This window comes from Lacticaseibacillus salsurae (genome assembly GCF_045862175.1).
Classification (GTDB): Bacteria; Bacillota; Bacilli; order Lactobacillales; family Lactobacillaceae; genus Lacticaseibacillus; species Lacticaseibacillus salsurae.
Genome location: NZ_BAAFZI010000006.1, coordinates 1 through 13,015, shown reverse-complemented (window position 1 = coordinate 13,015; position 13,015 = coordinate 1). Strand labels below are relative to the sequence as shown.

Below are 13,015 nucleotides of genomic sequence, written 5' to 3'. Positions count from 1 at the left end.
TCCGTTACTTGGTCGTTGCCATTAAAATCGGCGCATCTGCGGCCACTGAGTCGCTGACGGCCAAATATTTCAATAGGCCTACTGCGTCCATGTTGGTGATGATCACGATCATTGGCGTTTGCTTGCCCGCGGCTTTGATTGCGTCTAAGTCAACTTTCGCCACTAATTGACCATGCTTGACCGCGTCGCCTTGTGCCACTTGCACCTCAAAGCCGGCGCCTTTGAGCTCAACGGTGTCCAAGCCCATATGCAACAACACTTCTAACCCACCTGCCGTTTTGAAGCCAATGGCATGCTTGGTTGGAAATACGGTGGTCACTTCACCATCCACTGGTGACACGATATTGCCGTCAATGGGATCAATCGCAAAGCCGTCACCTAACATTTTCTGGGCAAAAGTGGGATCACTTAATTGTTCCAGCGGTAAATAATGTCCCTTGGCCACACTGTGAAAACCCACTTCCACTCCGGCTTGCGTCGCGGTGGACGGCACAGGCTTAATTTCGGCGGCATTAGGTTCAATGGCCGCAACTGGTGTGTTGGTCGCTTTGAGTTGGCTCAAGGCATCGGCAACAAATTGAACTTCAGTGCCGACAATGATCTGCAAATTGTTTTGATCCAACACATTGATCCCTGGCACCCCAGTGGCTTTGATCGCCGCTTGATCAATGTTTTTGGTATCTTTTAACTGCAGGCGCAACCGCGTGGTACAGTTATCTACCACATTCAAGTTGTCACTGCCACCAAGAGCAGCGTAAATGCGCTTGGCTTGAATGGTGTACTTGTCGTCACTGTCGTCAGTCACCACTGTCGCTACGCCTTCATCTGCAGGCAGCGCTTCGCGGCCAGGCGTTAAGATGTTGAATTTCTTGATGGCAAAATCAAACCCGAAGTAATAGATCACCGCCATCACTAAGCCTTGAAGGATCAACATATAAGGCATGTTGGCGATCGGGTTTTTGAAACTCAACACGAAATCCACCAACCCAGCAGAAAATGCAAACCCAGCCGTCCAGTGCATGAACGCCGCAAAGGCCAAAGACAAACCTGTGAATAACGCGTGGATCACATACAATGGCCAAGCCACAAACATAAAGGAAAATTCCAACGGTTCCGTCACACCGGTAAAGAAACTGGCAAACGCGCCAGCTAACATCAACGAACCGATCTCTTTTTTCCGTTCTGGTCGCGCATTTTTGTAAATGGCAAACGCCCCAGCTGGCAAGCCAAACATCATCACTGGGAAAAAGCCGGCTTGGAACATACCAGTGACCCCTTTTGGCCCTTGGGATGCCAAGAACTTGCCGATATCGTTGATCCCAGCCACATCAAACCAAAATACCGAATTCAGTGCTTGATGTAAGCCTGTTGGGATCAACAAGCGGTTGAAGAACCCGTATAACCCAGCGCCAAGCGCCCCGAGTTTCACGATAGATTCCCCAAATGCCACCAACGCGGAATATACAGGCGGCCATACCACAAACAAAATCGCCGCGACGATCATCATGACAAACGCTGCCATGATCGGCACTGCGCGCTTGCCTGAGAAAAATGACAGCGCCATTGGCAACTTCACCGCATGGAAGCGATTATACAAAGCCGCCGCGATCAACCCAGCAATGATCCCAATAAACACATTGGTGATCTGCGAAAAAGCTGGGTCTACAGCCGTTAACTTCACCCCAGTAAAAGCGGCGATATTTTCCGGCTTCAAGACATTGACTGGCACTTCAAACGCCACTAACCCAGCAAACGCCGCGGCCCCGTCTTTGCCCTCAGACATGCCCAGCGCGACCCCAACTGCAAACAGGATCGGCAGTTGACCCAAAACTGCCAAACCACCTTGCAACAAAAACGTGGCGATCGCATTTGGCCCAAACGATAGCCAATAATTCGCGATCCCGACCAACAGCGCAGCAGCTGGCAGTACGGCCACTGGTAGCTGCAGTGAGCGCCCAAGGTTTTGCATATATGATTTCCTAAAAACCCTCCAAGGTTTCTAGCGCTTGACACTAGAATAATTTGTCGTACGCCAAGAAGTATGCCAACCTTGAAAACGCTTTTCAACAGTGTGAAAATTGGTACACACAAATTTACGCCTTTGCACGAGATTTCGGTTCAACTGCCAATATCGGCGCCCACCCGCTTTCATCTCACTTTTGCGTCGAGTGGTATGAAAAATCCGAACGAATTGTAAAAATATTGGTCCAAAATGCGATCTTCGAGTGGTGAAAGCCCATGAGCAAACTCGCGATAGGCGTTATTTAATTTCAGTATCCAAGCACATCGTCTTGATTATTAGAGATATTAATTATGATCAATAACAAAAATTGTTTCGGCATTTGTTACCTAACGAAAATGTGCTCGACAGCTTGTCCAACGGAATCGTTCGGAATTCTATAAATATTTTGATCAACTATTTTCCTGATTTCGGCACAAAAAAATGGTCGCCATGGGTGGTGGCGACCAAGGAGTAAGGATTGGCCAAGCAGTGGGTGGCCACTTGGCGATTTTTACTTGGAGGAGTAAAAATGAAAAAGTTGGGTATGGGTATGGAAATAAGTGGGTGACTTATTCCATGCCCCTAATATAGCGAGTAAATGTGAAGAAATTGTGACGAAAGGCAAATATCGTTCGAAAAAATTGTATAGGCTTATAAATTGCCTAATCGACGCAAAGTGACTATGCTTATCTCAGGGAGTGTAGCCAATTAAAGGAGGCAATATCCATGGAAATTCATTTTAACGACGCAGCAGTTGCCAAGCTCACACCGCACTTGGCGCCGGATAAGCGCTTATTGTTAACGTTTGAAGATGGTGTGGGACCTTACTCACAACATGCCATGATCCACATGCAAGTGCAATTCACCCTCAACGTCATCCCAGCTTCAGATGAAGCTGCGGATTATGATGTCGACTTATCAAGCAACTTAGGCCCGATCGGGATCAAAGGCTACTCCAAAGAAGACTTGGATGAACATTTGAGTTTGAAGTTTGACCCGAACATGAGCATTTTTACCTTGTCTGGTGATGGCGGCGATATTGACGACAATGTGGGTTTTATCGATTTTACCGAATCCTAATGATTTTAGGCATGAACTCTCATCAACAAAAGGGTACAATCATCGCAGACACTTTAAAGATGATTGTGAGGCAATATCGTGCAGTACCGATTTGAAACTGGTTTGACCATTCATGAAATTAAAAAGCTTTATGGCGCAGTGGGTTTTACCCATTATTTGCAAGACATTGGCGAAACCGCTCGCGGCATCGCCAACTCGACGCTATTGACGGCGCGTGATGAAGACGGCAGCTTAGTCGGCTTGATCCGTGGCGTTTCGGACATGCATACGGTGTTGTTCATTCAAGACTTGATCGTATTGCCAGAATATCAACACCAAGGCATCGGTCATGAATTGTTGGATCAATTCGACGACTACTTTAAGCAAGTTTCCCGCATCGTTTTGGTATGTGATGATCCTGATATGCAAGCGTTCTTCACCGCTGCGGATTACATTCCAGAAGATGACACGGCGATCACCACGTTCATCCGCCCACGGCGCTTGTTAGAACCAAAATACTAAACTGAAAGCCTAAAACGGTTGCCGTTTTAGGCTTTTTTGTTTGGGCTGATGGCCGGTCGTTTGAATTTGGGACTCCGGTTGGTTGGGCCGGCATTGTGAGGGTCCTCGAAAAAGCTAGCCGGGATGTCTCGCTATGCGCGCCACCCGCCGGATCTTTTCCTGCGGCTTTCCGTAAGCGATAAATCGCTAACGGAAATCTCACGATGCCGGCCCAACCAACCTCCGTCCCAAATTCAAACGACCTATGCGCCTTGCACCATCAACATCACTGACAACTGCCTGATACTGCTTAGGCACTAATATGTTATACCTACTAGTCGCCTATTCGATCAGTCACGTCGTATGCGCCATTGATTTGTCAATTCAATTCGTAAACGTAGAAAATCTGGAGGCGACGGCAACTTGGCCTGCTTTCCGCAGGGGCGCCAATTCCCCGCAGCCGCCAGATTTTCGAACCACTCACCGCACAAAAATAAAACCCGCAGCGCCAATTGCTGCGGGTCTCGGTCATTGATTTTGCGCTTTTAGCATGTCGACAACTTGATCATATACTGGTGAGCGCAAATAATTGGTCACGCCTAGAATGTGGATCTCGCCTGGCACTTGGTCATGTACGACCGAAACCAAATCGTCACGGGCGATAAACAAAGCGTTGGTGTCAGGTTTCAATTCACGAATCGGCTTAGAGGTGACGCTAACGGTGATATCATTAAGCGTCTGCAACTTCGCTTGCAAGATCGCTACTGCCATTTGTGGCGTGCCCATGCCAGTGGTGCCGGTGATAATGATCTCGCGAATGGCATGTTGTTGATGCGCACTGGCATCAACTTCTGTGACTGGCTGATGGCTATGCACCAAAATCAATGCCGCCACCCCAAAAGCCGCTACCGCCGCAAACAAAACACCGGCTAACACTGCCAAGAAGTTGCCGATCCCTTGTGGCGTCAACAACAAGATCGAAATGATCGAGCCAGGAGACGCCACTGCGGTCAGCCCTGCACCTAACGTGGCAAAGGTGAAAGTCCCGACCACCCCACCAGCGATCGCCGCTAAGATCAATGCCGGTTGGCTTAATACATAAGGAAAGTAGATCTCATGGATCCCGCCGAAAAACTGAATGATGGCGGCATTGCCGGCGGACTTTTGCGAATGGCCATGGCCAAAGAAATGAAACGCCATTAAAATCCCCAGTCCCGGACCAGGATTGGTTTCAACCAAAAACAAAACCGAATGTCCAGCTTGAGCAGCAGCTTGCGTGCCTAGTGGCGTTAAGATCCCATGATTCAACGCATTGTTTAAAAACAGCACCTTGGCTGGCTCCACAATGACATTGGCCAATGGTAATAAATGCCATGCGATCAATGTCGATACCCCGCTGGCGATCACATTCGCCAACGCATCAACGATCGGCGCCAAGCCGTAATACCCTACCAAGGCCAACACGATTCCTAAGATCCCAGCGGAGAAATTATTCACCAGCATTTCAAAACCTTGTTTGACATGCGGACGCAAATGATCATCGACAGTATTGACGGCCCATCCAGCGATCGGACCGGCGATCATTGCCCCTAAGATCGCCGCTGATTGGGCGGTAGCGATCACGCCCATCGCCGTGATCGTTGCCACCACACCGCCACGATGGCCACCAATATTGCTGCCGCCGGTAAACGCCAGCAACAACGGGATCAAATACGCTTGGCTCAATGACACCACGCGATAGATCTCAGCGTTAGGCCACCAGCCATGCGGCGCACATACCGCGGCTAATAACCCGCAAGCAATAAATGCCGCAATATTGGGCATGACCATATCTGTTAAGACTGTGCCGACTTTGGTGACACTTTGTTTGATCGATGTTGGCATCCACACACCTCCAACTGACCCCTTATGACGCGCTGACCTCAATGAGTTGCGGGCGTCCGAAGTAATAACCTTGCATGATATCAGGCTGATAATTTTCGGAAATTTTCAGATCCGGTTTATTCTCAAAACCTTCAATGGCGAAAAACACCCCGGCAAGTTCCGCTTGTTCTCGCCAAAACTGTAACAAAGGCGACACCAAGGTGATGAAATCTTTGTTGTCGTGGAAGTTTTGTAAGGCGAACTTATATTCTTGCACATAAGGCGCTAAAGCTTTCACCAGCGGCAATTGGTTATCGCCGGTGCCGACGTCATCCAAACATACCCACAACCCAGCTTCTTGATAGGTGCGCGCGGCTGATATTAAAGCAGACAACGCCACGCCATTAGGCCGTTCTGTCAGTTCCACGCATAGCTGCATGTCAGGTAATTGTGCTTGAAGCTTCGGCAACGCCTCTAAGTAATCCACCCGAGAAAATTCTGGTTGATCTAAGTTGATCGACACCATTTGCGTGTCAGTGTCCACGGCTGCAACAGTTTGAGCGAGCAAGGCGGCAATGTCAACGGCTTCAAAGCGGCCAAAGTCTTGAGGGAAAGTCCACTGATCGGCGACTTTTTCGCGCAAAAACAACTCATAAGCAAACCGTTCATCATGTGCATACTTTGGTTGGCCCCAAAATCGGATCATGGCCTCACCCCCTTTTTCCCAATCATAGCATAATGAAAGAACAAAAGGCGGGAAAATAAAATTTGATAAAACCACTTTCATCCGCTAAACTTAAGATTCAAACTATACGGAAAAATTTTGATTCCTTCAGGAGGTGTCTGATGCATATTGCTGCTTTTGGTGTGCGCGGCGATGAAGTCCCATACTTTCAAGCTTGGGCCGCCCGCACCGAAAACCAAGTGGATCTGTTTGCCGACTATTTAAATGTCGACACTTGCCGCAAAGTCGCCCAAGCCGAGGCCATCACCTGTTTTCAAACAGTGCCTTATCCGGCTGACTTGTTTGCAGCGCTACCGGTGCCTTTTTTGGCGTTGCGCAACGCCGGCTTTGAAAATGTCGATTTAGCTGCGGCGCGTCGTCATCATGTGCGCGTCAGTTATGTGCCGGCATATTCGCCAGCTGCCATCGCTGAATTTGCCGTGATGAGCATGTTGGCCTTACTGCGGCAAAATGGCCCAGTACAAACGGCCTTGCATGATCATGACTACCGCTTGGCCAAAACCTTTATGGGGCGCGAACTTGGCGCCTGCACAGTTGGCGTGATCGGTACCGGCCATATCGGCCAAGCGGTGATCAAGATCTTAAATGGCTTTGGCGCGCGAGTGTTGATCTCAGATTCGCATTTGCCTAAAGATGAAACCTTGCGCTATGATGCCGTGGCCTTGCCGCAACTGATCGCCACCAGCGACATCATCACCTTGCATATTCCAGGCGATCCCAGCAATCACCACTTATTAGATGACGCGGCATTTCGGCAAATGAAAGCAGGCACGTTGATCATCAATACCGCCAGACCGAATGTATTAGACACCCGAGCGCTTTTGCATCACTTGCGCTCAGGCAAACTTGGCGGCGTGGCGATCGATACGTTTGAACATGAAGCCGACGATTTACTGCAACTGGCTGAAGATCACGATTTCAACGATCCGATGTGGGATGAGCTTTTGGCGATGCCCAATGTGTTATTGTCCCCGCACATCGCCTATTATACCGATGTGGCGGTGCGCAATATGGTCGAACAAGCCTTAGACAGCTTAGTGGCCTTTAAGCAAGGCGACTCAGTGGCCACAGAGTTGACTTGAAGCCACGACAAAAACGCCTTACCACCTTTAAAAATCACTGGCGGTAAGGCGTTTTTGCATGGGTCAAAAGGTCACTGGGACAGTGGGATCAGGGACAGACAAAGCTGGTTTGCCAAAATAATAGCCTTGCACATATTTGACCCCAAGGGCATGGGCCAAATCGATATCGGCTTGATTTTCGACCCCTTCTAACACAAAGGTCAAATGTTGTTGCTTGGCGACTTTGACCCAAAAAGTCGCACGTTGTTTCAGCTGCTCAGCGCTGGTTTGTTTGCGGAGATTTTGCATGGCGAACTTCACGTTATTGACGTAACCAAACACATCTTGCACCAATTCAAAACTGTTATCGCTACCTACATCATCGATCATCAACTTCACGCCAGCCGCGCGATATAAGGCACTGATGCGCCGAGTGGTGGCAGAATCGCTGAGTTGGGTGATCTCGACATTTAAATGATCTGGCCCGTCGCTAGATTCCACGAACTGCGTCATCGCCGTGGCAAAATCCAAATCGTCGAATTGATGCGCCGTTAAATTGATATTCACCGTTTTGGCGCCGGTACGTTGCATGAATTCTTTGATCAACGCGATTTGCATCCACGCCGGCAGCTCGAAGGTGTCTGGCAAGACCCAGCGTTTTTGCAGGGGATCATAAGCACGCAGTAACAATTCATTGGAGCGGCGAATGTTGCCAGATTGGGCTAATTCATACACCCCTTGAGCAAAAAAGCGGTAGTCGTCAACGTGCTTGACTTGTTTGTCATCCCCAGAAACGCGCTTACCATTAATGGTGACAATATCGCGCCCAGAGCGCTTAGAGATCGATAAGTTGTCATCGGCACGTTTGTAAAGATCATTGGCATCCACGTCACTTGCTTTAAGCGCGGTGACCCCACCGGAAATCGTCAGCGCGATGCCGCGGCCTTCAAAATCAAAATCACCTTTACGCACTGCTTGCCAGCACGTATCCAGCAGCGGCGTTAACTGTTCAGGCGTGGCATTCGGGAAAACCAAGTTGAATTCTTCGCCAGTGGTGGCATAAAAGCGATGCGCCACTTGGCTGGCTTGCAAGACTTTTTGAAGCCGCTGTTCCACTTGGATCAACACGGCATTACCGGCTAAATGGCCATATTGGTCATTCACTTGGCGAAAATGATCCAAATCAAACGTAGCAAAGGTCAACGGTTGATGGCGAACTTGGGCTTGTGCAACCAAGGCAGTGAGTTCTTTTTGTTGATCGGCGTAATGCGAATCGACGTTTTGATCGTGATACGCCACTTCTTGTAAGTGGCGATTGGTGGCTTCGATCTTAACTTGCCGTGCCCAATACCCTAACACAAACGCCAACATCAGCCCAAACAAGCAGACGTTTTCTAAGCGCAAAGCCATGGTCATCGGCATTCGTGCGGAAACATTTGGCACACTCAGCCAAAACAACAACCCCATGGCAAACGCGGTGCCAACGGCGATGGGCCAATGCTGCAACACCCACTGGCCATATTGATGCGCCACCCACAGCAACGCACCAAAGGCGACCATCGCCACCAGCGTTTGCGGCTGTGCCCAGTTGCTTTGGTGATGCGACCCCCACAACACGGCGATCGCTAAGAAATCCACTGCCACTTCTAAATGATTGAAGCCGTCAAATAACAGCGGCATCATCACCATAAATAGCGCCAAGTTGTGGTAGATAATGATGGTTTGACTGTCTGGTTGCATCATCACCACAAAATGCACGAAAAAGCCGCCACCGATTGCCAAAGCGAGCAAATACCAGCGACGCCACTTGTGTTCGTGAAACACCTGACTGTACAGGCGTTGAAAATACTGAATGAACCCAATACTAAAAAAACTCAAAGTCAGCAAACGCACCAGGAGTAGCGGCACATCGGCAATAAATTTTGCAATCATGGATGATCTCCCAAGGGTATTGTTTTTATTATAGGCCATTTACAATTGCAAAGGTAGCGCCAATTGCCGCATTTGACGCAAAAGACACCCACCAAGCAAATTGCTTGGTAGGTGTCTGACCGAACCTCATTAGCAGATAGTTAGCCGGCTAATTATCACTCAACGATCACTGGCATCCCCACTTTGGCATTGGTATAGATCCACTTCGCATCAGGGACGCTTAAGCGAATGCAGCCATGCGAGCCTGGCTTTTTGCCTAACTTAGCCGCTTGGGCCGCAATGTAGTGCCCATTGGCATCTGTTGGAACAGAATGGAATAAGTAGGTCCCATGATCTAACCAGCTGGTATAGTAGTTGGCGCCAACTTGGACTTCTGGATTGAAAAAGTGCAACCCGCGTTCCGCTTGGATCGCGTAATGTCCAGTTGGGGTAGCATGATTCACGCCAGTTGAGGCATACATGGTGTAAAGCGTTTTGCCAGCGGCTTTGAGATACACTCGTTGTTTGGCCGTGCTGACCACAAATTCTAAGTTCGGATACTGATTAACGTCAGGATATGGCTTATTTTCAGACGGCTTGCGCCAATCGATCACCGCTTGTTGAGGCGCTTTTTTCTTGGTGGGCTTGGTTTTTTTAACATGGGCTTGGACGGCTTGCACAGGCGCTTTGGTATGCGGGTTCATCATCACTTTGCGCACGCCGAACAAACCGACGAGCAACACCACCACGATCGGGACGAACCACTTGAAATACTGCCACTTCATTTTCACTGCACCTTCACCTCTGTTATTACTGTAAACATTGATCTGGTCAGTTGCAACTGAAAATCTGCTGATCTCCTATTAAGTTATCGATATGCCGAAAAGCGAATGTGACAACATGGTTGCGCGCGCCAGATTGCGTTAAAATGTGTCTATAGTTCGTAAAGGAGTGTGGGATCATGAAGGCTACTGAGAATTCCCGGGCAACTTATGCGCAAGCCAAGCCCGATGAGGTATTGGATCAACTCCATACCTCAAAAGCGGGGTTGAGCCAAACTGAAGCGGCCAAACGCCTCACGCAATATGGTCAAAACTCGATCACTAAAGCAGCAGAGTCGTCGCAATTGAAAGTATTTTTGAAGAACTTCGTCAGTTTAATGGCGATCTTACTGTGGGTTTCTGGGGCCATTGCCATTTTAAGTGGCACCTTGGAACTGGGGATCGCCATTTGGTTGGTGAACGTGATCAATGGGGTCTTTTCATTTTGGCAAGAACACCAAGCCAAAAAAGCCACTGATTCATTAATGGCGATGTTGCCAACATATACGCAAGTCTACCGCGACGGCAAGCGCCAACAGATCAACGCGGTGGATCTGGTGCCAGGCGATGTGTTCACCTTACAAGCCGGCAATGCCGTGCCTGTGGATGCCCGACTGCTAGAAGCGACTTCCATGCAAGTGGATCAAAGTGCACTGACTGGGGAATCAGTGCCAGAATCCAAATATATTCGCTATGATGCAGGTGAAGGCGAATTTGCCGAAAGCAACTTGGTTTATGCTGGCACCACAGTAGGCGCTGGTACTGGCTTGGCGGTGTGTTACGCCACTGGCATGAAAACCGAATTTGGGAAGATCGCCAGCTTGACGCAACAACAAACCAAAGTCATGTCCCCGCTACAAAAACAACTCGATCACTTGACCAAGCAGATCTCCATGATCGCCATTGCCATTGGGGTCGCCTTTTTCATCGCGTCGATTTTCTTTGTGCATTACCCGATCGCCAAGGCCTTTATTTTCGCGTTGGGGATGATCGTGGCCTTTATTCCAGAAGGCTTATTGCCAACAGTGACGTTGTCGTTGGCCCATGGTGTGCAGCGCATGGCTAAAAAACACGCCTTAGTCAAAGACTTGAATTCCGTGGAAACTTTAGGCGAAACCACGGTGATCTGCTCAGATAAAACTGGGACCTTGACGCAAAATCAAATGACCGTCAACCATATTTGGACGCTGGCGCATGATTACGACGTCACCGGCCAAGGTTACGTCAACAACGGCGAGATCCAACTCAACGGCCAACCTGTCGATTACAAACAAGATCCTGATTTGGACAAACTGATGCGCGTGTCGGCATTAAACAACGACACCACCGTCCAAATGGTCGACGGCAAGCCGAAGATCTTAGGCACGCCGACTGAAGCGGCTTTAGTGATCATGGCGCAAAAAGCGAAATTTGATCTCGATGATGCCCAAGCACAGACGCCACGCTTAAAGGAATTTCCTTTTGACTCTGATCGTAAGCGCATGGGCACGGTTCATCAACATGACGATCACACCTTATCCGCTTGTGTCAAAGGCAGCTTGTCAGACTTATTGCCGCAATGTACCACGGTGCAAGTCAACGGCGTCGTGCGCCCGATCACTGATGACGATCGTGAAAAGATCAACGCTGCCAACACCAAATTTGCCGCGACTGGTTTGCGGAGTTTAGCCGTCGCTTATCGCGAGATCCCCTTGCAAAAAGATCTCCAAAGTCAATTAGACGCGTTGACGATTGAAAACACAGAATCACAATTGACCTTTGTCGGCTTGACGGTCATGGCTGACCCGCCACGTCCAGAAATTTTTGACGCAGTCGCCAAATGCCACGCCGCCAACATCAAGATCATCATGGTCACTGGCGATTCTACTTTGACAGCCAAATCCATTGCGGTGAAAATCGGGTTAACTTCTGACAAAGCGCGTGTCGTAACTGGCACTGAATTGGATGCCATGAGCGAAGCAGAATTGCAAGAAGCGCTGCGTGGTGAGATCATTTTCGCCCGAGTCGCCCCAGAACAAAAGTACAAGATCGTGTCGACCTTGCAAGAAAATGGTGAGATCGTCGCTTCTACTGGCGATGGTGTCAATGATGCCCCAGCTTTGAAGAAAGCCGATATCGGGGTGGCCATGGGGGTCACTGGTACCGATGTGGCCAAAGATGCTGCCGACATGATTTTAACAGATGATAACTTCGCTTCGATCGTTGCCGCCATTGAAGAAGGTCGCACGGTTTATGCCAACTTGCAAAAGTTCTTGACCTACATTTTGACCTCGAATGTCCCAGAAGCGATCCCGAGTGTCTTGTTCCTGTTTTCTCGCGGGTTGATCCCGCTGCCAATGACCGTCATGCAGATCTTGACGGTTGACTTAGGTACTGACATGCTGCCGGCTTTGGGCCTAGGCTCAGAGCGTTCAGAACCTGGGATCATGAATCAGCCCCCACGCAAGCGCACGGCACACTTGATGAACAAGCGAGTCGTGTTTAAAGCTTTCGCTTGGTATGGGTTGTTGACCAGCGTCATCTCCACGTTTGCCTACTTCTTTGTCAACTGGCAAAACGGCTGGCCAAAAGTCGCTTTAATGGGCAATGGGGTCGGCTATGCGCGCGCTACCACCATGTTTTTAGGGTCGATCGTCTTCTTCCAAATCGCCAATGCCTTGAACTGCCGGACCCAATTCGCTTCAGTGATCAAAGCCGGGATCTTCTCCAACAAACGCATTTGGTATGGTATCGTCTTTGAAGTCTTGTTGCTATTCGTGTTGACGGTGGTCCCATTTTTCCAAGGATTGTTCAACACCACGGTTTTGCAACCCAGCGACTGGCTATTCTTGGTGATCATTCCAATTCCAGTATTCTTGATCGAAGAAGCCCGCAAAGCTTGGATGCGCCACAAACTCAACGTTTAAATGATAATAGCCTTCGGATTGACCTTTACCCCTAAAGTTGGAACACAACTTTGGGGGTATTTGTATGACTAAGATTTCAGTAGAAACTTATATCGAAGCCGTAGAGTGTTATCTTACCAGCAACGAGTCAAAGAGACGGGTTGGTG

General features: G+C 49.1%; 9 protein-coding genes. 4 read left to right on the top strand and 5 right to left on the bottom strand.

Annotated elements, in window-relative coordinates:
* Positions 1-4: 4 nt before the first annotated feature.
* On the bottom strand, positions 5-1,969 hold the full coding sequence (nagE, locus tag ACKTSG_RS03490; RefSeq protein ID WP_407892001.1) for an N-acetylglucosamine-specific PTS transporter subunit IIBC: 1,965 nt from the start codon (positions 1,967-1,969) through the stop codon (positions 5-7).
* 759 nt (positions 1,970-2,728) lie between these two features.
* On the opposite strand from nagE, the gene ACKTSG_RS03485 reads away from it, so the two are divergent.
* Together ACKTSG_RS03485 and ACKTSG_RS03480 are read left to right on the top strand one after the other, a co-directional pair.
* Positions 2,729-3,082 carry an iron-sulfur cluster biosynthesis family protein gene (locus ACKTSG_RS03485; RefSeq protein WP_407891999.1) on the top strand — a complete coding sequence of 118 codons (354 nt, stop codon included), beginning with the start codon at positions 2,729-2,731 and terminating at the stop codon, positions 3,080-3,082.
* Between the two features lie 78 nt (positions 3,083-3,160).
* On the top strand, positions 3,161-3,583 hold the full coding sequence (locus tag ACKTSG_RS03480; protein ID WP_407891997.1) for a GNAT family N-acetyltransferase: 423 nt from the start codon (positions 3,161-3,163) through the stop codon (positions 3,581-3,583).
* A gap of 507 nt (positions 3,584-4,090) precedes the next feature.
* Here ACKTSG_RS03480 and ACKTSG_RS03475 read toward each other — a convergent pair.
* A complete protein-coding gene (locus ACKTSG_RS03475; protein ID WP_407891995.1) occupies positions 4,091-5,446 on the bottom strand; it encodes a PTS transporter subunit EIIC in 1,356 nt (451 codons plus the stop codon).
* Positions 5,447-5,468: 22 nt separating this feature from the next.
* A complete protein-coding gene (locus ACKTSG_RS03470; RefSeq protein ID WP_407891993.1) occupies positions 5,469-6,131 on the bottom strand; it encodes an EAL domain-containing protein in 663 nt (220 codons plus the stop codon).
* Between the two features lie 140 nt (positions 6,132-6,271).
* Between ACKTSG_RS03470 and ACKTSG_RS03465 the strand changes: the two genes are divergently transcribed.
* Positions 6,272-7,252 (top strand): NAD(P)-dependent oxidoreductase, encoded by a 981-nt coding sequence (locus ACKTSG_RS03465; protein WP_407891991.1) that lies wholly within the window; start codon positions 6,272-6,274, stop codon positions 7,250-7,252.
* Between the two features lie 63 nt (positions 7,253-7,315).
* Here ACKTSG_RS03465 and ACKTSG_RS03460 read toward each other — a convergent pair whose 3' ends face one another.
* Positions 7,316-9,163, bottom strand: coding sequence for a diguanylate cyclase domain-containing protein (locus tag ACKTSG_RS03460; protein ID WP_407891989.1), 1,848 nt, complete (start codon positions 9,161-9,163; stop codon positions 7,316-7,318).
* Positions 9,164-9,318: 155 nt separating this feature from the next.
* Positions 9,319-9,927 carry a L,D-transpeptidase gene (locus ACKTSG_RS03455; RefSeq protein ID WP_407891987.1) on the bottom strand — a complete coding sequence of 203 codons (609 nt, stop codon included), beginning with the start codon at positions 9,925-9,927 and terminating at the stop codon, positions 9,319-9,321.
* Between the two features lie 176 nt (positions 9,928-10,103).
* On the opposite strand from ACKTSG_RS03455, the gene ACKTSG_RS03450 reads away from it, so the two are divergent.
* Positions 10,104-12,869 (top strand): cation-translocating P-type ATPase, encoded by a 2,766-nt coding sequence (locus tag ACKTSG_RS03450; RefSeq protein ID WP_407891985.1) that lies wholly within the window; start codon positions 10,104-10,106, stop codon positions 12,867-12,869.
* Positions 12,870-13,015: the final 146 nt, after the last annotated feature.

Excerpts from the sequence above, each read along its gene's own strand:
- nagE (WP_407892001.1), bottom strand. The coding sequence starts at position 1,969 with ATGCAAAACCTTGGGCGCTCACTGCAGCTACCAGTGGCCGTACTGCCA.
- ACKTSG_RS03485 (WP_407891999.1), top strand. The coding sequence starts at position 2,729 with ATGGAAATTCATTTTAACGACGCAGCAGTTGCCAAGCTCACACCGCAC.
- ACKTSG_RS03475 (WP_407891995.1), bottom strand. The coding sequence starts at position 5,446 with ATGCCAACATCGATCAAACAAAGTGTCACCAAAGTCGGCACAGTCTTA.
- ACKTSG_RS03470 (WP_407891993.1), bottom strand. The coding sequence starts at position 6,131 with ATGATCCGATTTTGGGGCCAACCAAAGTATGCACATGATGAACGGTTT.
- ACKTSG_RS03465 (WP_407891991.1), top strand. The coding sequence starts at position 6,272 with ATGCATATTGCTGCTTTTGGTGTGCGCGGCGATGAAGTCCCATACTTT.
- ACKTSG_RS03460 (WP_407891989.1), bottom strand. The coding sequence starts at position 9,163 with ATGATTGCAAAATTTATTGCCGATGTGCCGCTACTCCTGGTGCGTTTG.
- ACKTSG_RS03455 (WP_407891987.1), bottom strand. The coding sequence starts at position 9,927 with ATGAAGTGGCAGTATTTCAAGTGGTTCGTCCCGATCGTGGTGGTGTTG.
- ACKTSG_RS03450 (WP_407891985.1), top strand. The coding sequence starts at position 10,104 with ATGAAGGCTACTGAGAATTCCCGGGCAACTTATGCGCAAGCCAAGCCC.